We start from the raw sequence: 22,372 nt of genomic DNA, 5'->3' as shown, positions 1-22,372 counted from the left end.
GCCGGCCGTGCCCCGAGGGCACGACCGGCATGATGCGTTGATCGGTCAGACGGACACCTGGGATGCGATGCCCTTGAGCTTGTGACGGGCGAGCGCCAGGTTCGCGCTCTGCCGGTTCAGGGCCAGGTAGATGAACAGGCCCTGCGCGCCCTGGGTGTGCAGGACGTTGATCAGGTGGTACTGGGAGTCCAGCGTGATGAGAATGTCCTCGATCTCGTCGGCGAGACCGAGGTCGCGCATGGTCGCGAGCTTGGCACGCACCACGTTGGAGTTGCCCGCCGCCGCGACGCCGAGGTCGAAGTTCGGGTTGCCGCCCTGCGCAAGCGCCATACCGCTCGCGTAGTCCACGATCGCGGCGCCAACGGCGCCCTCGATCGCCAGGAGTTGCTGAATCGCACTGTCAAGTGATGCCATGAGAAAAATCCCCCCGGATTCGAAAACGTCGACCGCCCCCTCGGCGGCCGTTGGCATCGTAGCCCAGAGCCACGCCGCCACGAGATCAGGTAGATTCGCTCCTTGAGCGATGGGGGGACGCCTCGCCAACCCTGGCATCCCTTCGCGCTCGGCGCGTTCGGCGAGGGGAAGAGGGACATGGACACGCTCGTGCAAGTGCGAGGCGCTTCGGCGTCGTATCAGGCCCGACGAGTCCTCAAGGAACTCGACCTCACGATCGAGCACGGCGAGACCGTCGGGCTGATCGGACTCAACGGTGCCGGCAAGTCCACGCTGGTGAAAGTGCTGGCCGGTCAGCACCCACTCGACGGTGGCACGATGACGATCGCCGGCGAACGCTACGCTCCGGCGAGCCTTGAGGAGGCGCAGGCCTGCGGGGTGGGCGTCATCTCGCAGAACTCCGAGCCCCCACTGGACCTGACCGTGGCTCGCGCCCTGGTGCGCAACACCTTCCGCTGCGCGGAAGAGCACGACGCCGTGCGCGAGTGGGCCGCCGACCTGATCGCCGCCGCCGGGGTGGACCTGGACCCTGACGCCGTGGTCGGCACCCTCGACCGCGCCCGCCGAGCCCTCGTCGAGGTGGTGCGGATGATGGCCGAGGAGGCGCAGCTCGTCATCATCGACGAGGTGGCCGTCACCCTCGCCGACTACGAGATCGCGGCTCTCCACCACGTCCTGCGGCGCCTGGCGACGGAGGGCCGGGGCATCCTCTACATCACCCACCGAATGGACGAAGTCCAGTCGATCGTGGACCGTGTGGTGGTGATGGACCAGGGCACGGTCGTGGTGGACGGCTCTGTGGCAGGCCTGGGATCGGACGCCCTGGAGGGTCTGCTGTTGAAGGACATCTCCCAGCTCGAGACACGCCGCTCCGAGGGTGCACACGACGTGGAACACGCCGCCATCGCCCTGACCGGCGTGCGACTGGGCGAGCGCCTGCGCGGGGTGGACCTCGCCGTCGCCCCCGGGGAAGTCCTGGGCATCACCGGCACGTTCGATTCCGGGGTGCGCGAGCTCGTCGAGGTGCTCGTGGGTCAGCAACTACCCGATGACGGTGTCGTGTATCGCAACGGACACCCGGTGCACCTGGACTCCCCCGAGGAGGCGGAACGTCACGGCATCAGTCACCTCACTGACGCGGTCTCGACGCGGGAGAACGACCACACCCTCGTGGCCGGACTCGGCGGCGAGGACCTGGCCCTCAGTGACGAGATCGTGCGTGCGCGCCGCATGATCGAACTGGTGCGTGAGCTGCGGATCAACACCGCCAACATCAACGACTCCGTAGGCCACCTCTCCGGTGGCGACCAGCAGAAGGCCGAACTCATCCGCTCGATCGAACGCGGCGGTGACGTCCTGGTGCTCGCCCACCCCACGCAGGGGGTGGACGTCGCGGCGCGCCTGTCGGTCTTCTCCTACGTGCACCAGCTGGCCGCGACAGGCGCCGCAGTGATCTTCCTGTCCACCGACATGAGCGAACTGCTGAAGTGGAGCCACCGCATCGTGGTCCTCGCCCAGGGGACGATCACGCTGCACGGCGAGACGGCCTCGTTCAACGAGGACCAGCTCGTCACCGCCATGCTGGGCGAGCAGGAACTGCGCGCGAGCGGACGGCGGGCGCGGATCGGCTGACCGGCCCGGACTCGCGATCCCCTAGCAGCCCGGAGCCTCTCCCGACCCACGCGCCTCCCGCCACCGCTCGAGCGCCTCGGCGACATCAAGGGTGGTCACCAGCGTGGGCGGCAGGCCCGGGGTGGAGGGTCGCAGCCGTTCGAGGCGGACCCGCTCGTTGAAGTCCGCGACCGCGTCACGCACCGCGTCCTCGCTGGCCAGTTCCCCGATGCCGGCCAGCAGGTCGCGGCGCTCGCGGCGCAGTTGGATCAGCGCGGGCGCCAGGGCGGACAGGTCCCCGCCCTCCTCCCGGATCCGGCGCTTGATCCACCAGTCCGGGTCGTCCGCATCGCTGAGGTCCAGCGGGCGGCCGGCCCCCGGCAGGTTGTCGAAGGCGCCGCTCGCGATCGCCTCGCGGATACGCTCCTGCGCCAAGGAGAAGAAAGGCGACTCGCTCACCCCAGCCAGGGTACGCCGTCGGGCATCGTGGCCCCCGACCTGCGCGAGGGAGGCGGAGCGAGAAGGAGGTGGCTGGCCCGTCTGTCGCCTCGCGGCGAGTGGCCGCTCGTAGCGGCAAATGGTGAGGCCCGGGGACATGTTCCGGGCCAGCCACCCAGTACAAGGTACGGGGGCGTGGGGGTATTCCCGCAACCCCGATGCGACATGGATCACACCCGGGAGCGCGATCCGTCGCCGCCCGGCTCGGCCGCGGGCAGTTCCAGGAGCATCACGGTGCCGGAGGCGGAGGTGGACTCCACCCGGACCCGGCCGCCGAACCGCGCCGCGATGTCACGCACCAGGGCCAGCCCGAGGCCGAAGCCGCGTGCGGATCCCTCCGCCCGGACGAAGCGCTCGAACAGCCGCTCCGGGTCGGCCACGTCGATCCCGCTGCCCTGGTCCTGCACCCGAAGGTGCACGACGGCGCCGCTGCCCTGCGCTGCGAAGGTCACCGTGGCGTCGGGCGGGCTGTGGCGCACCGCGTTGTCGCCGAGCGCGAGCAGCGCCCTGGTCAGCGCGGTGGGGTCGGCCGCCACCCGCAGTCCTGGCGGCGCGGCGGCGCGCAGGTGCACCCCGCACTCCCGGGCGCGCGGTTCCAGCAGGGCCATCACATCCTCGACCGCGCCCGATACCTCGCACTCGACCCCTCCGGGGGCCGTGACGCCCGCCGTCTCCGCGGCGACCAGCAGATCGGTGAGTACGTCGTCCATCACGGTGGCATCGCGGCGCATCGCCGCCAGATCCGCCGCGAGTCGCCCCTCGGTTTCACCGCTCTCCTCGGCCTGCCGGGACAGGTGGTGCTGGGCGAGCTGGATCCGGCTGGACAGCGTGGTCAGCGGGGTGCGCAACTCGTGGCTGGCATCGGCGACGAAGTCGCGCTGGACCCGCAGCGCCTCGGAGAGCGGGCGGGTGGCGCGCCGCGCGACGAACCAGGCGACCACGGCGAGCACGAGGACGGCCGCACCGCACAGCGCGAGCACCGCCGGGAGGGCGGCATCGACGTCGATCACCCGTTCGCTCCAGGGGACGACCTGCCCGCGGTCGTCGCGACGATCGGGGTGACCCTCCGCCCGGGACCGGGTGACCAGCAACGTCACGGCGATCATCCCGATCACCGCGACCAATGCGAGGGAGGCCAGGCCGACCGCGACGCCCACCTCGAGCGCCGCGCGACGCACCCGCCGCTCGTCCGCGCTCCGCTGCGTCACGAGGGACTCCCGATCCGATACCCCCGGGCCCGGACCGTCTCGATGAGTTCCGGGGTGGACTTGCGCCGGACGTAATGCACGTAGGACTCCACGGTCCCGGCGGACTCCCCGCCGGGGAAGACCGCCGTGAGGATCTCCGCGCGCGTGAAGACGTGCTCGGGGCTGGAGGAGAGCAGCTCCAGCAGGTCGCTCTCGGTGGTGGTCAGTGCCACCCGCCCGCCCGTGGGTGCGTACAGGGCGCCGGTGGCGGGGGTGAACAGCCACGATCCGATCTCCCGGCGCCGCCCGTGCGCCTCGTACCCGCGGCGCAGCGCTCGCAGCCGCGCCAGGAGTTCCTCGAAGTCGAACGGCTTCACCAGGTAGTCGTTCGCCCCGCCGTCCAGGCCCTCGACGCGATCGCCCACGCTCCCCAGGGCGGTGAGCAGCAGGATCGGGGTGGTGATCCGCGCCGTGCGGATCGCGGCCACCAGGTCGGTGCCGGACAGGCCCGGCAGCCGGCGGTCCACCACCATGACGTCGTAGCGCTCGCGCAGGGCGAGGTCGCGCGCACGGATGCCGTCCTGCGCCAGGTCCACCCGGTAGGACTCGGCGAGCACCTCGCGCACCATCTCAGCGGTGGCGGTCTCGTCCTCGACGTACAGCAGGCGCGGCAGCGTCCCCTCGGCCGTGGTGTGCACGCCCTCAGGATGCCAGGCCTGGCGGCGTCCAGCGGTGCAGGTCCCGCCACTCATCGAGCACGACCACCTCCCGGACACCGCTCGGACGTGCCTCATCGAGCCACGCGATGCCCTCGCCCGCGGAGCCCGCGGAGCCCTCGGAGCCCGCGGAGCCCGCCACGATGGCACTGGTCGCCCAGATGTCCGCGATCGCCAGGTCGGCGGCAATCACCGTGGCGCTCACCGCGCCGCCGGCCACCCGCCCGGTGCGGGGATCACGGATGTGGTGGCCTCGCTCCCCGGTCCCGGAGGTCGCGACTGCGCCGTCACGGACCTCGATCCGGCCCAGCAGCCCGCCGCGGGGGTCGGCCAGGCCGATCCGCCAGCGCCAGTCCGAGCCCGGATCGGTCACCAGCTGCATGTCGCCCCCGGCGCTGAGACCGACGGCACGCACCCCGGGGAGGTCCACCAGGCCGGCCAGGTGACGCCGGGTGGCCTCGGCGACCGCCCAGCCCTTGACGTACCCGGTCGGATCGAAGTGTCCGCTCCAGTAGGCGCTGAACCGACCGCCGGTGGCCACCTCCGCCTCGCGGCAGCGCCGCGCCACCTCCTGCACCCGCGGATCGGCGTCCTGCAGGGGCAGACGCCCCGAGGCGATGCGCGAGACGGCGGAGTCGGCGAGGTAGGGGGAGAAGACCGCCTCGATCTCCCGCAGGTGCGCGATGGCGCGCTCGACGGCGTGGCTCAGGAGATCGGCCATCCCCGGGGTACGCGGGACGGTGGGATCGGGGATGATGTGCGTGCTGGCCACGGTCCCCATCACCTCGTGCCGCCAGGCCCAGCGGTCCGGGGTCGGGGCGTCGGGCGAGACGGTGTCGAACCCGGTGTCGGTGGCGGTGGCGGCCTCGGCCGAGGGGCCGGCCGGGGGCGGCGTCGGGGCGTTCACAGGCCCGCCTCGTCCAGGGCGGACTGCAGGGAGTCGATGTAGCCCTGGGAGGTGAAGGTCGCACCCGTCACCAGATCGATGTCGGCGCTCTGCGCCTCCAGGGTGGCCGCCTCCAGGATCGGGATCGCCTCCCCGTTTAGTTGGATGTCCCGCGGGTCGGTGTAGGGGTAGTCGATCGCCGTCGCCCGGGTGATGGCGCCGTCGACCACGGTGATCTCGACCTGAAGGGTGCCGAACGCCACCGGGATCGGATCCCCCGTGTAGGTGATCGCCTCGCTCGTGTCGGACGTGTCGGTGTCGGCGTCGCTGTCGGAGGTATCGCCGTCAGCGGCCTCGCCCGTCTCCTGGGACGGCGAGGTCGCCGATCCCGCGGAGACCTCGGACTCGGTCTGGCCGGCGGCGCTCGCCGCCACCTGGGGCGGCGCCGGGCGCACCACCTCGGTGGAGGTGCGGTAGCTGAGCAGGAGCGCGAGGGCGCTGGCGGTCGAGAGTGCGGTGAGGAGGATGCGTCGCATGAGTCGTCTCCGGTCCGGTGGGGGTCGGGGTCAGATGGGTCGCAGTCGGATGGCGGTCAGATGGAGAAGGACTCCGAGTGCAGGGCCTCGCGGGGCAGACCCGCGGCCACCAGGTCCCGGGTGAGGGAGGCCATCCAGGGGTCGGGTCCGCACAGGTACACGTCCCACTCCCCGGGCCGATCCAGGCCGGGTGCGAGGTAGCGCAGCAGGGTCGGCCCGTCCCAGGCCTCGTGGGTGCGTGGCATCCAGCCGGACTCGCCGCGCGCCCGGGGCCCCGGGAGGGGCACGTGCACCAGTCCGCGCTCCCGCTGCAGGCGGGCGATGTCCCCCAACCCCAGGGAGGCGGCGGGGTCGTGATCGCGCACCAGGAGGACCGCCTCCCCGGGCGCGTAGGGCTGCTCGCCGAGCAGCGCGATCAGCGGGGTGATCCCCGCCCCCGCGCCGATCATCAGCAGCCGGCGCCCCGTGCGCAGCTCACCCGTCATGCCGCCGTAGGGCCCCTCCAGCAGCACCCGGGTGCCGACGGGCATGTCGGCCAGCGCATGGGTTCCGTCCCCGATCCGGCGCACCGCGATCTCCATCGTGTTCCCGCCCGGCGCGCTGGCCACGGAGTAGGGATGGCCCCGGGTCCAGCCGGGGCCGGAACGGAAGCGGAACACGAAGAACTGGCCCGCGCGCACCCGCAGGGCGCGCATCCGGCGCCCCTTCATCCGCACCCGCACCCCGCCGACCCCGTCGGGTTCCACGTGGGTGACGCGGACGCGGTGCCGCCAGGAGCGCAGCAGGGGTACTGCGACGCGGAAGACCAGGACCGAGGCGAAGGCGAGGGCCCACAGGGTCCACCAGTACGCCGTCGCCACCGGAGAGAGCAGGAAGTCACCCCCGGTCCACAGCATGTGCGGCACCGCGAGGCCCACCCCGAGGTAGGCGTACAGGTGCAGCAGGTGCCAGGACTCATACCGCAACCGGCGCCGCGCGCGGCGGGCCGAGGTGATCATCACCAGGATGATCAGCGCGGTGCCGGCGGTGGCCAGCAGCATGCCGGGGTAGGTCCAGATCATGTCCCACAGCTGCACGAACGGGTTCATCCCGACCGGCAGCGCGTACCCGAGCACCAGCAGCACGATGTGCGCCATCATCAGGGTGAAGGACCACATGCCGATCAGGCGGTGGCCCCGCAGGAGCGCATCACGGCCGAACCCGCGCTCGAACAGCGGGATCCGCGCCATCAGCAGCACCTGGTAGAGCAGGAGGTTGGCCGAGACCAGCCCGGTGATCCGACCCAGCGTGCGCAGCGACTGGTTCCCGCCGACCAGGAGATCCTGCACACCGCCGCCGGCGACCCAGACGGCGACCACCCCGAGGCTGGTGACCCAGATCGTGGTGATCGCGGCCAGGTTCCACCAGGTCCGCGCACGGTTGTCCGCCGGCGGCACGGGCGGCGGGGAGAGCTGCCCCGCGGCGTCCGGGTGCGGTGGTGGTGCGAGTGAGGTGGCCATGGGGCCATCGTCGGGACCGGGTTCCAAGCAACGACCAAGGAACCCCGCGCGGCGGCGTGAGCCCGGTCACACCGCCGCGCGGACGGCGGATGGGCGCGCCCGCGCCTCAGTGCTGCGGCTGGGCGGCCTCCGCCTCCGCGAGACCCGGGTAACCGGCCAGCCGCACCGTCCAGCCGAGGATCTGCTCGGTGAGGTTGCCGCCCTCGGAGCGCAGTCCCGCGATCATCGCGCGGTACATCGCGAACGTGCGCCCGGAGTAGCTGCCGAGCTCGCCGCGCAGGTAGGTCTCGAAGGAGGTCTCGGTCGGGGTGTCCTGCGCGGTGCGCAGCACCCGCATCCCGGCGCCCAGGCGCGGGTAGCGCGCCATGAAGTCCGCGGCCCAGGCGACCTGGGTGGTCACCACTTCCTCCTGCTGCGCGATGCGCTGCTCGGGGAGCTCCTGCACCACGGGGGCGATGTCGCGCGCGTAGGCGATCGGATCGGTGTCGGCCATCATGCGGCCGTACTTCTCGCTCACGAGGTTGCGGCCCACCGAGCGGGCTCCCGCGAGGTCGCGGGAGTAGGACTCGATCAGCGCGAGCGGCCACGCCAGGAACTGGCTGATCCGCATCTGGTGGAACGTGGGCCAGTCGTCCTGGCACTGCGCGCGGCCGTCGAGGCCCTGCACCTCCTGGAACTGCTGCCACTCCTGCGCCACGACCTCCTCGGCCGCGGCCACCACGGGGTGCGTCATGCGCTCACCCCCCGCAGCCACGGGTCGGCGATCCGGGCGGCGACCTGCGCGCGCTGGGTCTCCAGGAACGGATCGGCGGTGTCGCTCAGGCCACTGCGGGAGAGCACCCGCGCCACCGCGGCGCACACCCGCTCGATGCGCTGCGTCACCTCGGCCCAGGCGGCCGCGTCGGCGCCGTTGCACGCCGCGGAGGCGAGCGCCACGATCGCCGCCAGGTCCTCCACCACCTCCGGCAGCTTCGCCCCCAGTCGCCCCGAGAGCCGCCGCAGCGCCGGGAACTGCCAGGCGTAGTAGGGCAGGTACCCCACCCGTGCCGGCTTGTTCACGAGGTACACCAGCGACGCGCTCGCCCGCACGAACTCCCCCAACGCCAGCCAGGCCGCCTCCCCCTGACCGCGCTCGAGCATCCGGGGCGCCTTCACCTGCCCCGCCTGCGCCATCATCCCCAGGCGACGCGCCATCAGCGCCAGGCGCACGTCGTCGGGCATCAACCGGAAGGAGTCACGCACCCCGCGGAACTCCCCGAGTGGGTCGCCGAACACGGCGCCGTTGGTGACGGCGGCGAGGGTGGGTTCCTCGAGCATCAGCCATTCGTGCACCGTCTCGGGAGCGCGGCGATAGCCGGTGATCCGTTCGTAGAAGTCCCCGATCTCGAACACCCCGAGGCGACGCTGCTCGCCGACCGCGCGCCCCGACTCCAGCCGAGGACCGAGACCCCCGAACGTGGTCGGGAGCGCCTCGTAGTCGGCCTGCAGCCGCTCGCCGATCTCGGCGTAGTCCTCGGCCGTGAGCCACAGGCAGAACCCGGGGCCCAGGTCGTGGTCACGGGAGTGGGCGTCGTCGAACCCGTAGCACTCGCTGCCGTGCCCCACCAGACCCGCGGCGATCCGCCCCACGTGGTGCGGGTAGCGCTCACGCAGCATCGGCAACCCGAACCGCTCCCAGTACTCCCGGTCGATCTGCAGCGCGGGGCGCACCGGGGTGCCCGCTCGGGCCGGGAGAGCGGTGCCCGACGGCGCAGACTCGCCCCGCGCCGTCGGCCCGCCCGGGGAGGTGGCCGGTGTGGCCTGGCCGGCGGCGGGGGTGGCCTGGCCGGTGAGCGCACGTTCCGCCTCGGCGAGGTTCTCCGCCGTCACGGCGTAGGCGTCGCTGGCGCGCCCGTAGCACTCCTCGATGATGTCCAGGGCGCGGCGGTAGGCGTCCACCGCCTCCGCGGGCCGACCCATCCGGAAGCACGCCTCGGCGTGACCGGCCAGCGCCGAGGCGTAGTGCGGATTGCGTTCGTGCGCGCCGCGGTAGATCGCCATCGAGGCCTCGGCGTGAGCGGCGGCCTCCTCGGCGCGGCCGAGGGTGAACAGCGCGAGGGCCAGGTTGGTGTGGGTGGTGGCGGCATCCAGCGCGGCATCGGAGTCGACGGCGTCGCTCCCGCTCGTGCCGCCACCCTCCAGGATCGCCAGGGCCGCCTCGAGTTCGCCGATGGCACCGGCCGGGTCACCGGTCTCGCTGCGCAGGATCGAGAGGTTGTTGTGCAGCGCCGCGAGGCGGCGATCACCCGCGCCGTAGGCGCGCTCGGCGACCTCCAGGGCCTGGGTGTAGCGCTCCACGGCCTCGCTGTAGCGGCCCGCGGCGCTCAGGGCGGTCGCGGCGTTGGTCAGGGTGGCGGCGTGCGCGTCACTCCCGGGGGCCAGGGCCGCGGCGATCGTGAGTGCCTCCTCGGCGCGACCGCAGGCCTGGTCGTGGGTGCCGGTGGAGCGGTAGAACCCGACCATCTCGTTGAGCACGGTGAGCCGGGCGGCGGCATCGCGGGACTGCTCGGCACGGGTGAGGGCGGCCTGCAGGTAGGGCTCAGCGCGGGTGGTGCCCTCGTGGGCGGCGAAGATCTCATCGAGGCCGGCGAGGAACGCCGCGGTGTCGAAGGGTGCGGTGTCGAAGGGTGCGGTGTCGAAGGGTGCGGTGGTGGGTGTGCTGCTGGCGGATGTGTTGGTGCTCTCGGTGGCGATGATGCGCTCCTTCCCCTGTCCGACCAGCCTGGCACCCGGGTGACGGCGGCGCGCGGGCCGAAGGTCACGGCACGGGGCTGGCGCGCCATACCTGCAGAACCACCTCGCGGTACCTGCAGAACCACCTCGCGGTACCTGCAGAACCACCTCGCGGAGGGTCAGGGGCCGGCCGTGTCCACGGCCGCCAGCGCCCAGCGGATCGTCCGCGTCGCGGCCCAGCCCGCCGCCGGGCCCAGGGTGCGGGTGACCGGGCCGCCGATCCGCAGTTCCTGCTGCGCCCAGCGCGGCAGCAACGCGACGGCGCCCGCGGCCACCAGCCGGTATCCCTGCCGGGAGCCGGGGTCCAGCGGCGGCTCGTGCAACAGGAACGCCGCGGCATCCAGGGCGGCCTCGGAGGCGGCCATCTCCCCGCGGTAGGAATCCAGTACGGCGGCGAGCTGCGCCGTCGTGCGCGGTGGCTCCAGCACGCCGAGCGCGGTGGCGACCCGGGAGGCCTGTGCCACGTAGGCGTCGGCCTCGGCCGGCGTGAGCGCGCGGCGACCGTAGCGCTGGTGGGCGCGCAGGAAGGAGTCGATCTCGGCGGCATGCACCCACGCGAGCAGGTGCGGGTCGCTCGCCCGGTAGGGCCGCCCGTCCGGCGCCTTGCCGCGCACCCGTTCGTGGACGGCGCGGATCGCATCGATCGTCTCCTGCGCCTGCTCGGCGGGACCGAACGTGGTCGTGGCCAGGAACGTGGCGGTGCGGGCCAGGCGCCCCCACGGGTCACCGCGGTACCCGGAGTGCCCCGCCACACCGGCCATCGCCAACGGGTGCAGGGACTGCAGCAGCAGGGCACGCAACCCCCCGATGAACATCGAGGAGTCCCCGTGCACCCGCTGGATCGGGCTGTCGGCCTCGAACCACCGCGGGCCGGGGGTCAGGTGGATCCTGGCGCGGGAGTCCAGGCCCTGATCGCCCGCCACCTTCGTGAACAGGGCGTGCCCGAGCCTGGTGCGGGTCTGCGTCACGGGGTGGGGCATGTCCCAGTATGGGCATCCCGGCATCGACACGGGAAACGGCCCGGCCCCCGAGCGGGGACCGGGCCGCATCGACCGGGAGTGCGGGCTACTTCACCATCGCGATCTCGCCGGACTTGACCTTCGCGCGGTACTGGGTGATCTCCTTCTTCACCACGCGGGCCAGGATGTACATCCCGATCAGGTTCGGGATCGACATGAGGAAGATCGCGGCGTCGGAGAAGCCCAGCACGGAGTCCATCGCCGTGGTGGAGCCGATCACCGCGAAGACGCAGAAGATCACCTTGTAGACGTTCTCCGCGGTGCGGCTGTCGCCGAAGAGGTAACCGGTGGCCTTCATGCCGTAGTAGCTCCAGGACAGCATCGTGGAGAACGCGAACAGCACCACGGCGACCGCGAGCACCGTCGGGAACCACGGGATCACCGACTCGAAGGCCGCCGAGGTGAGCTGCACGCCGTCGCCGTCGGCCGCCTCCGGGATCGCCCACACCCCGGTGATGACGATGGTCAGCGCCGTCATGGTGCAGATGATGATGGTGTCGATGAACGGCTCCAGGAGCGCCACGTGCCCCTCGGTGGAGGGCTGGTCCGTCTTCACCGCGGAGTGCGCGATGGAGGCCGAACCGATGCCGGCCTCGTTGGAGAAGGCCGCGCGCTGGAACCCGACGATCAGTACCCCGATGAAGCCGCCGGCGATCCCCTGCGGGTTGAAGGCCCCGGAGATGATCTCCCCGAAGGCCGTCGGCACGGCGGAGATGTTGCCGAAGATGACGATGAGGCAGGCGAGCACGTAGACCACGGCCATGAAGGGGACGACCTTCTCGGTGACCTTCGCGATGCTCTTGATGCCGCCCAGGATCACCGCGCCCACGACCACGGCGAAGACGATGCCGATGATGAGCGAGGGCGTCCCGCGGTCCTCCAGCGGCACGTTGAAGACGTTGAGGATCTGCGAGGTCGCCTGGTTGGACTGGAACATGTTCCCGCCACCGAGCGAACCCAGGATGCAGAAGATCGCGAAGAGCACCGCGAGCACCTTGCCGAGCCCGGCCATGCCGAGCTTGGCCAGGCCGTCGCGCAGGTAGTACATCGGGCCGCCGGACACGCTGCCGTCGGCGTGCGCACGGCGGTACTTCACCCCCAGCGTGCACTCCACGAGCTTGGTGCTCATGCCGAGGAACCCGGCCAGGATCATCCAGAACGTGGCACCCGGGCCACCGAGCGAGATCGCCACCGCGACACCGGCGATGTTCCCGAGCCCCACGGTGCCGGAGACGGCGGTGGCCAGCGCCTGGAAGTGGGAGACCTCCCCCTCGTCCTCGGGCTTGGAGTACTTGCCGCGGACCAGGTCGATCGCGTGCTTGAAGCCGCGGATGTTGAGGAACTTCAGGTAGAACGTGAAGAAGAACGCGGCGATGACGAGCCACACCACGATGAGCGGGAGGGCGACGCCGCCGACGTCCACGGAGTAGAAGACCGTGTCGGTGATCGCATTCAGCACTGCATCCATCAGGGCACCACCGTCACGGGTACGGACGCCATCTGCGTCAGGTGAGAGGGGAGACTGCCGAAGATCGCGCGACGGATCCGGCTGTCACCGGTGCGCCCGACGACGATCTCGGCGACGGAGAAGCTGTCGGCGAGGGCGATCATCATGTCCACGGGGTCGCCGTGGCGAACCTCAGCGGTGTGGACGGGCGCGCCGAGGGACTCGGCGAGTTCGACCATCGGCGCCATGATCTGCTCGGTGGCGGCCTCGATCTCCTTCTGCTTCACGGTGGTGCGGTGCTGCAGCTCGTCCTGCGTGGTGAAGGAGTACGGCGACCAGGGGATCACGTGGACGAGGAACACCCCCGCCTCTTCCTGCTGGGCGCGGGCGCATGCGAAGCGCACGGCTCGCGAACTCGCCTCGCTTCGGTCGACTCCGACAAGGATCAGCTCCACGGCTTCTCCCCCTCCTTGACCCTCTGCTGGGCCGTTGCTGACGCGGGTGTCCGGAACGTTAGCCAGAGGTGAACACTGAGCGCAACGGTTTCCTTCTCAGATCAGCAAACAGAAACACGACCGTGATCTGTTGGCATTGCGTTGTCAACGTGTGGTTACGGCGAGGTGGGGGTGTGGCGGTTTGCCTGCGTCCGGGCGCGTGTGCCGGCGCGTGTGCCCCCGCGATCGGCCATCCGATTCCCCCGACCCGGGCCCGGCCACCCCGTCGCACCCGCCCGCGTGTCCGGCGGCTGTCCACAGGGCCTCCGCCGCGGGCGGCCCACCAGAGCGAGTCGTTCTACTCTCTTTGAGTCGGTGTAACACTGTTTGGTACGGACCGAGCGGCGCCGACGCGAGAGGACGGCGACATGGCAACCGGATTCGTCTCCCGGGACAACGCGATCACCGCATCCGTGGGAATCCTGCAGGACGGCAAGACTCAACTGACTCAGGCGATCGCCTCGATGAACGCGCAGCTGGACTCCCTCGGCGGTGCATGGCTCGGCGCCGGGGCGAGCGCGTTCCATCAGGTCCGTTCGCGCTGGACCGGCTCGACGACGACCCTGCTGAGCTCCCTGGACGAGTTCGGTCAGATCCTGCAGTCCAGCCAGGCGGCGTACGTCGCCCAGGACGTGGAGACCACCGACGCGATGTCGCACCTCGCGGCACGCCTGAGCTGAGGAGCACGAGGATGAGCGAGAACATCACGGTGGAGTTCGGACGCGTGGCCCAGGCCGCCGGCGACATCCAGGCGGGCGTGGCCGCCCTGCGGGCACGCCTGGAGGACATGAAGGGGCAGCTCGCGGCGCACGAGGCGAACTGGACCGGCGTGGCATCGCAGGCCTACCGCGACGTGCAGTTGCGGTGGGACAACGCGCTGGTCGAGATGGAGCAGGTGCTCCAGGCGATCGGAGCGGCCACCCGCGCCAGCGGCGAGAACTTCCAGGCACGGGAGGCGGCGAACGCCGCGGCCTGGGGCTGAGGCCGGGCTATCGCGGGTACTGGTACGACGGCGACGGGCGGGACGAGCGATCGTCCCGCCCATCGTGGCGCTCGCCTGCGCGAACCAGTCAGCAGCCCTCAGCAGCCCTCAGCGGCCCTCAGCGGCTCTCACCGACCCTCACCGACTCTCAGCGGCCTGGATCGAGAGCGCCACGCCCACCGGGAGCAGGTCCGCCCAGGCTGGCGGGACGGTCACGGGCTCGACGTCCTCGCCGAGCAGGCGCCGTATCGCCTCGCCGGGGTCGGTGCCGCTTCCGCTCGCGAACGGGAAGGCGGTCCCCGTCTCGTCGAGGTAGGCGAGCATCTCGCCCGTCTCGGCGCCCACCCCCGAGCCGGTCTCCCCGCCGCCCCCCGAGCCGGTCTCCGCGGCGAACTCCACGCGCACGAGGGCGCCGGTGCCGGGCACCAGGGTCACGGCGTCCGCCCCCGTCACCTCCCCCGCCGGGGCGGCCATCAGGCGCACACCACCGCTCGCCGTCTGCAGCAGCACGCACGGGACCTCACCCTCCGCCACGGGATCCGGCAACCCCTGCGGCCATCGCGCGGGCCACAGGTCGGCGGGGTCACCATCGGGCACCTGCGCAATCTGGGCGGGCTCGGCGTCCCAGCGCCCGAGCAGCCCACCTGGACCCGCGGTGTACACCGCGTCGGCGAACGGGGTGAGCGCCACCAGGTCGCCGCCGGCGAGCGCGAGGTGGGGCTCACCCTCGACCACCACCACATCACCCGCAGCCACACCCAGGTCGCCGAGCACCCCCGCCGTGGGCCGGCCAGCACCCGCCACCTCGAACGGAGCGATCGGGTCTCCTGGCTCCAGCAACGCGAGCCACGCCGGGGAGACCTCTCGCGCGTCCGCGCGGGACAGGCCCACGGCACGTAGCACGCCGTCCACGCGATCCCCGGTGAGCTCGTGGCGACGCGAACCGACGATCAGCGCCAGGTACTCCCCCGAGGTGACCAGGGCCGCCACCTCGCGGCCGTCCTCACGCGCAGGCCAGGAATCCTCGCCGCCCCAGGCGCCCGCCCCGACCCACAGTCGCGGGTGGTTCCACGCACCGGCGGCTGCGCTCGTGGCACCGGCGACGTCCCCGGGCGAGGCGTCCTGCGAGGGAGCACACGCCAGCCAGGCGTCGCGCACGAGGGACTCGGGGGTGGCGACCCGGTCGGGTGCACCCGCGATGCCGGCCGCAGGCTCACGCGCCACACCGTGGAGCAGCGCACGGTCCAGTGTCAGGACCGGGGCGTCGGCGGAGGTAAGCAGACGCGCACTGGCCAGGTTCGGCACGGGCACCAGGGCGTCCTCCCGGCTGACGAACCGCTCCGCACTCTCGCGGACCACGATGATGCGCCCGTCGCCCCACCCCTGCGGCAACCGGGGCTCGAGCATGCCCGCGAGGCAACTCCCGCCGAGCGCCATACCCGCCACCACGAGGCTCGCCACCACACCGCGGCCCGGGCGCCAGTCCTCCTGGACGCTCCCGGTGCGGAAGGCGGCGAGGAGCCGACGACGCTCCCACCGCTGCGCCTGGAGCAGCTCCCCACGGCTGGGCACGTCAGGTGAGTCCCGCCGCGAGGACCGCGAGCGGCGGCACCAGGAGCAGGGTCGTCACCCATCCGAGGGTGCACACCCTCGAATGCCGTCGCCAGCGGGCGAGCACCACGGCGAGGAGCCCGAGACCCGCCAGCACGAGCGCGGCGACTCCGGCCGAGGCGAGCGGGATCGCCAGGCCCGCGAGCGCCAGGCACTCGCCTGCAAGGAGAGCGCCGCGCCCCCTGGCGCCGTGCCCCCGGGCCGGTGCCGGGGTCGGGGCAGGTGCTGGCGTCGGCGCCGGCGCAGGTGTTGGCACCGGCGCTGTGGTCGGGGCCAGCGCTGTGGTCGGGTCCGGAACGACCATCGGCATGGTCGGCATGGTTGGCATGGTTGGCATGGTCGGCATCGACGTGGCGACGTCGAGCGTGAGGACGGCGAACAGCGTCGCCCAGACCACGGGTGAAGCATCGGGGCCTGCCAGGCCGATGGCGCCACCCGCCACGACGGCGCAGGCCGCAGGCGCCAGCGCCATGAGCGGGACCGGGCGACCGGCGGGGGCGAGGTACCAGGCGAGGGCTGCCGCAACCATGCCGGTGGCGCCGGCCGCGACGAGCGAACCCGGAGGCGGCGCGGCAATCCCACCCCCCAGTCCCAGATATCCGGCCAACGCGGCCATCGCCGGAGCAACGCCCGCAAGAAACCCCGCCCGGCGGCTGCGTGATTCCCGCGCGCCCCCCTGCAGGCGCAGGGCGAGGAGCAGCAGCAGGCTCCCCCCACCGGCCAGGAGGACGCCGGGCCGATCCCGCCACGCCACCAGCCACCACGGTGCCGCCCCGTCAGCGGACGCCACCGCGCTCGGTGTCGCATCCGCGCGCAGCACCGTGACAGTGAGGACCGCCACCAGCAGGGTCAGGCTGGAACCGGCCACCGCGCCCAGGCGAGGGTCGTAGGCGCGATCCTCGCGAGTGGAGCGTGCCGCGGCGACGGCAATGGCCGGGTCGTGGTGGACCTCCTCGATCCCGACCTCCACCTCGTCCAGGATCAGCAGGTCGCCGTCCATCACCCCCTGACGCGCGAGCGGGAGGTCGCTGCGGATCCGGACGCCCTCCGCGGTGCTCAGCCCCAGGGCGAGCGCCCCCGACCCCGGGGATCCGGCGGCGTCGGACCCGGGGGCGGAGAACAGGCGAGTCAGACCTGGGAGGACCTCGGCCACGGCCACGGCGTGCGGCACCCTCGCCTCGCGGACCACCTCTCCCCGGGCCACGGCGATCCGCACGAAGCCGCTCACGCTGCCCTCACCCGGACCAGGCCGCAGAACCGATCGAGCGCAGCCCGGTGCGGCGTCATCAGCAACGCGAGGCCCAGCACGGACAGGGCGAGCAGCACCTGGATCGCCAACCGCTGCGTGGCGGCACCCGCGCTGGGCGCACCACCGCGCCGCCCACACAGCCGAAGGCCCGCCGCGGCATGACCCGGGGACGTTCCTGCCCGCACGGTGACCACCACCAGGACCACGAACGCCTCCACCGCCACCACGAGCGCCAGGACCACACCACCCACGTGCATCGCCGCGAGAATGAGGATCACGAGGAGCGCCAGGTCCACGAGCTCGGCGGCGACCGCTCGAGAGGCGGGCACCGGACCGCCTGCGCCGTTCGCGCTCACCGCGCTGTCATGCACTGCGCTGTCATGCACCGCGCTGGTCCCACTCACCGCGCCAGTCACCGGGTGATCCCGGCAAGCGCACCGAGCACCCCGGCCGCGCCGAGTGCGAGCGTCGGAGCCAACACCACGGTGGCCGATTCCACGCCGTCCACGAATCTCGCACGAGTGAGGGAGGGTTCGCCCCCGGGACCCCACCCACCCCTGGCGCCCCAGAGCATGGCCACCCCCGCCCCCACGAACAGCCCGAGGAGCACCGCCGCGCTCGCGAGCCCGACCCCCGGAGGCAACCACTGCGGACCGACCCAGGCCATGGCACTCGGCGGCACACCCGTCTCGGTCGATGCGCCGCGGGCCACGGCCGCGTCCGCCGCGGCACATGCGACCAGCACGCAGCACGCCGGCGCGCCCGAGGCGACCCGCAGGGCGCGGGCAGCCAGCGGGTCGACCTCACGACCCGCCTGCAGCACCAGTGAGAGCGACACCACCACCCCCAGCGCCGCCACCCCGAGCGCCGCCACCGGCTCCTCCGGTGGGCGCAGCGCGGTCACCCCGCACCCCACGACGAGCAGGGCGAGCACCACGGCGAGCGCCGCACGATGCTGACGCGTCACCGTGGCGACCAGCCCGGCCGCGGCCTGCTGGGTCAGCGCTCCGGCCACCCCGCGCCGAGCGGGCGCGCCCGAGTACGTCACGATCCGCAGGCCCGCCCGGTGACTCACGACGGGGAGCAACCGCAGCACGGCGGGGACCAGCCCGATCAGCACACACGCCGCCACCGTCATCTCTCCCCCTCCGTCCCGTTGCCCCGCGCCACTGCTGCGCGAGGGTTCGTGCCGTGACCGCCTGCGCAGTCCCGACCACCTCACCCTAGGGCTTCTTTGGCAGTGTTTGAGGCGGTTATCCACAATCCACAGGGGTGCGGGGAGGATCGAGCGCGGTGTCGGGCACACGTGCCACGATGCGCGCGAGGGAGGCGAGGGGAATGACGAGGACAGTGCCGCCGGCCACAGCACGCGATATCCCACCGGCACCGCATGCGCCGGGAGCTCCGGGTGCGCCCGGAGCACCGGCTCCACAGATGCGCGCGGCGTCACCGCCCGCGCCCCTGCCGCCGGCCCGACCCGAGGGTGTCCTGCACGTGGAGGCCCCGCCCGATCTGCTGCGGCCCGAGGGCGGGCTCTCGGGTCTGATGATGGCGATGCCCGCCATCGGTTCGGTGGGGTCCGTGGCCCTCATCGCCTTCGGCTCCCCCGGTTCGACCTCGGTGCTGCGCTACGTCTTCGCCGGGTGCGTCCTGATGGCCTCCCTCGGATTCGTCGTCGCCATGGTCACCCGGAACCGGGTGAAGCACGCCCGGGCCGTGACGGCGAGCAGGCGCGGCTATCTGACGCATCTCGACGGGCAACGCCACGCAGTGCTGAGGGCCGCCCGCGCCCAGCGAGCTCACGACCTCTGGCACCTCCCTCCTCCCTCGGCCCTGGCCGTCCTCATCGAGGCGGGCGATCGCGTCTGGGAACGCACCAGCGCGGACTCGGACCTCCTCCTGACCCGGCTCGGCACCTCGCCGCAGGACCTCGCGCTTCGTCTGGAACCCGCCGCGCCGGGGCCGATGAGCGACCCGGACCCGACCGCGAGCGCGGCGCTGCAGCGGTTCCTGGCCACCCATGCGGTGCAGCACGACCTTCCGCTCGGACTCGACCTGCGCGACCACTCCCACCTGCAGGTTCACGCGGAGGCCACCACCGCTGGGCTGGAACGCGCCCGGGGGCTGGTTCGCGCCCTGCTGTGCCATCTCGCCACCTTCACCTCGGCCCAGGAGGTCCGCATCGCCGTCGTGCGCACCGCCACCGATGGCTCGATCACCTCAGTGCCCGTGGCGCCGGGCCCGCCTTCCGACTCGGACACCGACCCGGCCCCGCGCCCGGGCGGGAGTCCGGACGCGGACCCGGATCCGCACCCGTCGTGGTCGTGGCTGCGCTGGCTGCCACACGCCTGCGACCCGGGCGACCCCGATTCGCTGCCGGCGAGTGGGACGTGGCCCACCCTGCAGACTGCCGTGCGGGCGCTCGACCTCGACGCGCGCCCTGCCTACTCACCCCTGCACGCCATGGCCGCACCACATGTGGTCCTGGTGGTGGACGGACCGATCCCACCCGGCGCCGAGGGCAGCCGGGTCCGGGACGGCGTGCAGGGCGTCACGGTGGTCAGCGTGGACCCGCGGCCGGGCGACATCCCGCCCTTCGGCGCCCTGGTGCGCCTCGTGGGCGGCAGCGTGCTGCAGCGGGGCGCCGGACCGGTGGCGCCGCTGCGACCCGACAGTCTGAGCGCCCCCGAGGCCACCGCCATCGCGCGGCGGCTCGCCGCGCCCGCGGCCGCACGGTGCCGCAGCCAGGGACAGCACGGCGCACCCTCGAGCCTGATGGAGCTCCTGGGGCTGCCACCCCGCCCGGAATCCGGCGACATCACCACGGTGCGACGCACCTGGCAGGCGCGGGCAGAGGAGGCTCGGCTCCACGTCCCGCTCGGTGTCGACGAGCAGGGCGCGCCGGTGATGCTCGACCTCAAGGAGTCCGCCGAGGGGGGACTCGGTCCCCACGGGCTGCTCATCGGCGCGACCGGGTCCGGCAAGTCCGAGGTGCTGCGCACGCTCGTCCTCGCCCTCACCCTCACCCACGACCCCGAGCAGCTGAACCTTCTCCTGGTGGACTTCAAGGGCGGAGCGACGTTCGCGCCGATCGCACCCCTGCCGCACGTCTCCGCCGTCATCACCAACCTCGGCGAGGAACTGGACCTCGTGGAACGGATGGCGCAGTCGCTGCAGGGAGAACTCACGCGGCGGCAGGAACTCCTGCGCAGGACCGGCCCCTTCGCCGGCGTCGCGGAGTACGAGCGGGCACGCCGTGGTGGCCGCGAGGACCTCGAGCCGCTGCCGACGCTGCTCATCGTGTGCGATGAGTTCTCCGAGCTCCTGGCCGCTCGGCCCGAGTTCGCCGAGACCTTCGCGGCCATCGGGCGACTGGGCCGCTCCCTGCGGGTCCACCTCCTCCTCGCCTCGCAGCGGCTGGAGGAGGGGCGGCTGCGCGGGCTGGAGTCCCACCTGTCCTACCGGATCGGGCTGCGCACGTTCTCCGCCGCGGAGTCGCGTCAGGTGCTCGGCGTACCCGACGCCCACACCCTGCCCGCCGAGCCCGGGCTGGGTCTCCTGCGGGGGGCACCCACGCAGTTGCGCGCCTTCCGCGCCTCCTACGTCTCGGGCCCTGCCCCCACGCCTGCCCTCACGCCGACCCCTGAGCCGGGTGCGCCCGACACTCTGCTCAGCGCGTGCGTGGCGGCGATGACCGACCTCGGGGCACCCGCGCACCGGATCTGGCTGCCGCCGCTGACCAGTGCGCCCGCCCTGGGCGCGCTCCTCGGCGACCTCGCCGAGGACCCGACCCTGGGCCTGCACTCCCCGACGTGGCGGGAGCATCGGGCGCTTCCCGTGGCCGTGGTGGACCTCCCCCGCGAGCAACGCCGAGAGACACTGACGGTCCCACTCGACGGCGCCGGAGGGAACATCGCCGTGGTCGGAGGCCCCAGGTCGGGCACGAGCACCGCCCTGCGAACGATCGTCGCGGCGCTCGCCCTGACACACACGCCGCTCGAGGTGCAGGTCTTCGCCCTCGACCTCTCGGGCGGGCTCGGCCCCGTGCACGCATGGCCGCAGGTGGCCGGGTACGCCCGCCGCCGCGAGAGCGACGTGGTGCGGCGCAGCGTGGCGGAGGTCGCCACGATCCTGCGACAGCGCGAGGGCTTCTTCGCCGACCACGGCATCGACTCGATCACCGACTACCGTGCGCGCCGGGCTCCCGGCTGCGACGACGGGTACGGCGAGATCTACCTCGTGATCGACGACTACGCCGCCCTGCGCGCCGACCACGAGGACCTCACCCCGGTGGTGCAGGACATCGCGGCCCGTGGCCTGGCTTTCGGCGTGCACATCATCGTCAGCGCCAAGCGCTGGCTCGACCTGCGCGCCGCGCTGAAGGACGCGCTCGGAACCCGCTTGGAGTTGCGTCTCGGCGAGACCACCGACTCCGTCCACAGCCGCCGGCTCGCGCAGTCCGTCCCCGCCGATGTGCCCGGGCGCGGCCTGACCCCGCAGGGCCACGCCATGCTCCTCGCGCTCCCGCTGGCGGACCAGTCGCGGGCATCCGACGGCGAGGCCCAGTGGGCGGCGCGCCTCACCGCGGCATGGCGTGGCCCCGCCGGACCCCGCCTGCGCCTCCTGCCCGACCGCATCAGCCGCCAGGAGATCACCAGCGGGGGGATCGTGCGAGAGGACGCGATACCCCCGGGCACACCCGATCGCCCGACTGCGCCCTCGATCATGCTGGGCCTGGAGGAGGAGAGCCTGCACCCGTTCCTGCTGGATGGCAACGAGCGCGTGCTGACGGTGTTCGGGGACGCCGGATCGGGGAAGTCCTCCCTCCTGCGGCTCCTCGCGCAGGAGGTCACGCACCACGCCCCCTCCGGCGCGGGGGATCAGGTCCTCGTCCTGGACCCGCGCCGGTCCCTGCTCTCGGACGTGGCGGAACCCGCACTGCTGGGCTACGCCGCGAGTCACGAGGCGGCGCTCGCGCAGGTGACATCCCTGGCCGAGTACCTGCGCGGGCGTCTGCCCGGAGCCGAGGTCACCCCGGCGCAACTGCGCACGAGGTCCTGGTGGCACGGCGCCGAGGTCACGGTGCTCGCGGACGACTACGACCTGCTCACCACGTCGCAGGGCAGCGCGCTCGCCCCCCTGGTGCCCCTGCTCCCCTTCGCCGCCGATATCGGCCTGCGGCTCGTGTTCACCCGCAGGACCGGGGGCGCCGCCCGCGCCTCGTTCGACCCGGTGCTGCAGGCCGCGCGGGATCTGGGCGCACCGGGGATCCTGCTCTCCGGCGACCCAGCGGAGGGAGCGTTGGTGGGCGGGGTGAAGGCGCGGCACGCACCACCCGGACGGGCACTGCTGGTGCACCGCGGGCAGACGCGGGTGCTGCAGCTCGCCTACGAGCCACCACGGGCATGAGCC

The 22,372-nt window shown here is 72.7% G+C and carries 20 protein-coding genes; 4 read left to right on the top strand and 16 right to left on the bottom strand.

What is annotated here, in order from left to right; all coding sequences use genetic code 11:
* Window positions 1–45: 45 nt before the first annotated feature.
* Window positions 46–414: a hypothetical protein gene (locus ATL40_RS14370; protein WP_098470148.1), complete on the bottom strand. Its 369-nt coding sequence runs from the start codon at window positions 412–414 to the stop codon at window positions 46–48.
* Window positions 415–609: 195 nt separating this feature from the next.
* Here ATL40_RS14370 and ATL40_RS14365 point away from each other — a divergent pair, with 195 nt between their 5' ends.
* Window positions 610–2,085: an ATP-binding cassette domain-containing protein gene (locus ATL40_RS14365; RefSeq protein ID WP_169925997.1), complete on the top strand. Its 1,476-nt coding sequence runs from the start codon at window positions 610–612 to the stop codon at window positions 2,083–2,085.
* A gap of 21 nt (window positions 2,086–2,106) precedes the next feature.
* Here ATL40_RS14365 and ATL40_RS14360 read toward each other — a convergent pair whose 3' ends face one another.
* The 11 genes from ATL40_RS14360 to ATL40_RS14310 all read right to left on the bottom strand — a co-directional run bounded on the left by ATL40_RS14360 (window position 2,107) and on the right by ATL40_RS14310 (window position 13,079).
* On the bottom strand, window positions 2,107–2,523 hold the full coding sequence (locus ATL40_RS14360; protein ID WP_211283134.1) for a DnaJ family domain-containing protein: 417 nt from the start codon (window positions 2,521–2,523) through the stop codon (window positions 2,107–2,109).
* A 209-nt stretch (window positions 2,524–2,732) separates the two neighbouring features.
* Entirely contained in the window at window positions 2,733–3,770 is a 1,038-nt protein-coding gene (locus tag ATL40_RS14355; RefSeq protein WP_098470145.1) for a sensor histidine kinase, read from the bottom strand.
* Entirely contained in the window at window positions 3,767–4,447 is a 681-nt protein-coding gene (locus ATL40_RS14350; RefSeq protein WP_281254907.1) for a response regulator transcription factor, read from the bottom strand. Before ATL40_RS14350 ends, ATL40_RS14355 begins: the two co-directional genes overlap by 4 nt.
* A 4-nt stretch (window positions 4,448–4,451) precedes the next feature.
* Window positions 4,452–5,372: an FAD:protein FMN transferase gene (locus ATL40_RS14345; protein ID WP_098470143.1), complete on the bottom strand. Its 921-nt coding sequence runs from the start codon at window positions 5,370–5,372 to the stop codon at window positions 4,452–4,454.
* The gene (locus ATL40_RS14340) at window positions 5,369–5,887 is read right to left on the bottom strand and encodes an FMN-binding protein (RefSeq protein WP_098470142.1); all 519 of its coding nucleotides are present in this window, start codon (window positions 5,885–5,887) and stop codon (window positions 5,369–5,371) included. The genes ATL40_RS14345 and ATL40_RS14340 overlap by 4 nt, the downstream gene beginning before the upstream one ends.
* 56 nt (window positions 5,888–5,943) lie before the next feature.
* Window positions 5,944–7,386: a ferredoxin reductase family protein gene (locus ATL40_RS14335; protein WP_098470141.1), complete on the bottom strand. Its 1,443-nt coding sequence runs from the start codon at window positions 7,384–7,386 to the stop codon at window positions 5,944–5,946.
* A 106-nt stretch (window positions 7,387–7,492) separates the two neighbouring features.
* Window positions 7,493–8,119: a DUF4125 family protein gene (locus tag ATL40_RS14330; protein WP_098470527.1), complete on the bottom strand. Its 627-nt coding sequence runs from the start codon at window positions 8,117–8,119 to the stop codon at window positions 7,493–7,495.
* Window positions 8,116–10,266: a tetratricopeptide repeat protein gene (locus ATL40_RS14325; RefSeq protein ID WP_098470140.1), complete on the bottom strand. Its 2,151-nt coding sequence runs from the start codon at window positions 10,264–10,266 to the stop codon at window positions 8,116–8,118. Before ATL40_RS14325 ends, ATL40_RS14330 begins: the two co-directional genes overlap by 4 nt.
* Window positions 10,267–10,277: 11 nt before the next feature.
* Window positions 10,278–11,138 (bottom strand): oxygenase MpaB family protein, encoded by an 861-nt coding sequence (locus ATL40_RS14320; RefSeq protein WP_098470139.1) that lies wholly within the window; start codon window positions 11,136–11,138, stop codon window positions 10,278–10,280.
* 85 nt (window positions 11,139–11,223) lie between these two features.
* Window positions 11,224–12,645 (bottom strand): alanine/glycine:cation symporter family protein, encoded by a 1,422-nt coding sequence (locus tag ATL40_RS14315; RefSeq protein ID WP_098470138.1) that lies wholly within the window; start codon window positions 12,643–12,645, stop codon window positions 11,224–11,226.
* Complete coding sequence (locus ATL40_RS14310) at window positions 12,645–13,079, bottom strand: universal stress protein (protein WP_169925996.1); 435 nt, start codon at window positions 13,077–13,079, stop codon at window positions 12,645–12,647. The genes ATL40_RS14315 and ATL40_RS14310 overlap by 1 nt, the downstream gene beginning before the upstream one ends.
* 407 nt (window positions 13,080–13,486) lie before the next feature.
* Between ATL40_RS14310 and ATL40_RS14305 the strand changes: the two genes are divergently transcribed.
* Window positions 13,487–13,798, top strand: coding sequence for a WXG100 family type VII secretion target (locus ATL40_RS14305; protein ID WP_098470136.1), 312 nt, complete (start codon window positions 13,487–13,489; stop codon window positions 13,796–13,798).
* 11 nt (window positions 13,799–13,809) lie between these two features.
* Window positions 13,810–14,100, top strand: coding sequence for a WXG100 family type VII secretion target (locus tag ATL40_RS14300; protein WP_098470135.1), 291 nt, complete (start codon window positions 13,810–13,812; stop codon window positions 14,098–14,100).
* A 138-nt stretch (window positions 14,101–14,238) separates the two neighbouring features.
* Here the strand turns inward: ATL40_RS14300 and ATL40_RS14295 are convergent, their stop codons facing one another.
* The 4 genes from ATL40_RS14295 to ATL40_RS15125 all read right to left on the bottom strand — a co-directional run bounded on the left by ATL40_RS14295 (window position 14,239) and on the right by ATL40_RS15125 (window position 18,098).
* Window positions 14,239–15,672 carry a type VII secretion protein EccB gene (locus ATL40_RS14295; protein WP_098470134.1) on the bottom strand — a complete coding sequence of 478 codons (1,434 nt, stop codon included), beginning with the start codon at window positions 15,670–15,672 and terminating at the stop codon, window positions 14,239–14,241.
* Between the two features lies 1 nt (window position 15,673).
* Window positions 15,674–16,939, bottom strand: a complete 1,266-nt coding sequence (locus ATL40_RS14290; protein WP_169925995.1) for an EsaB/YukD family protein — start codon at window positions 16,937–16,939, stop codon at window positions 15,674–15,676.
* Window positions 16,936–17,289 carry a hypothetical protein gene (locus tag ATL40_RS15130; RefSeq protein ID WP_169925994.1) on the bottom strand — a complete coding sequence of 118 codons (354 nt, stop codon included), beginning with the start codon at window positions 17,287–17,289 and terminating at the stop codon, window positions 16,936–16,938. The genes ATL40_RS14290 and ATL40_RS15130 overlap by 4 nt, the downstream gene beginning before the upstream one ends.
* An 83-nt stretch (window positions 17,290–17,372) precedes the next feature.
* Window positions 17,373–18,098 carry a hypothetical protein gene (locus ATL40_RS15125; protein ID WP_098470132.1) on the bottom strand — a complete coding sequence of 242 codons (726 nt, stop codon included), beginning with the start codon at window positions 18,096–18,098 and terminating at the stop codon, window positions 17,373–17,375.
* Window positions 18,099–18,394: 296 nt separating this feature from the next.
* Between ATL40_RS15125 and eccCa the strand changes: the two genes are divergently transcribed.
* Window positions 18,395–22,369 carry a type VII secretion protein EccCa gene (gene eccCa / locus ATL40_RS14280; RefSeq protein ID WP_169925993.1) on the top strand — a complete coding sequence of 1,325 codons (3,975 nt, stop codon included), beginning with the start codon at window positions 18,395–18,397 and terminating at the stop codon, window positions 22,367–22,369.
* The last annotated feature ends 3 nt before the right edge of the window (window positions 22,370–22,372 follow it).

The sequence above is a fragment of the Serinibacter salmoneus genome (assembly GCF_002563925.1).
Lineage (GTDB): Bacteria > Actinomycetota > Actinomycetes > Actinomycetales > Beutenbergiaceae > Serinibacter > Serinibacter salmoneus.
The sequence above is the reverse complement of the archived record's forward strand: the minus strand, read 5'-3'. Positions and strand labels throughout refer to the sequence as shown.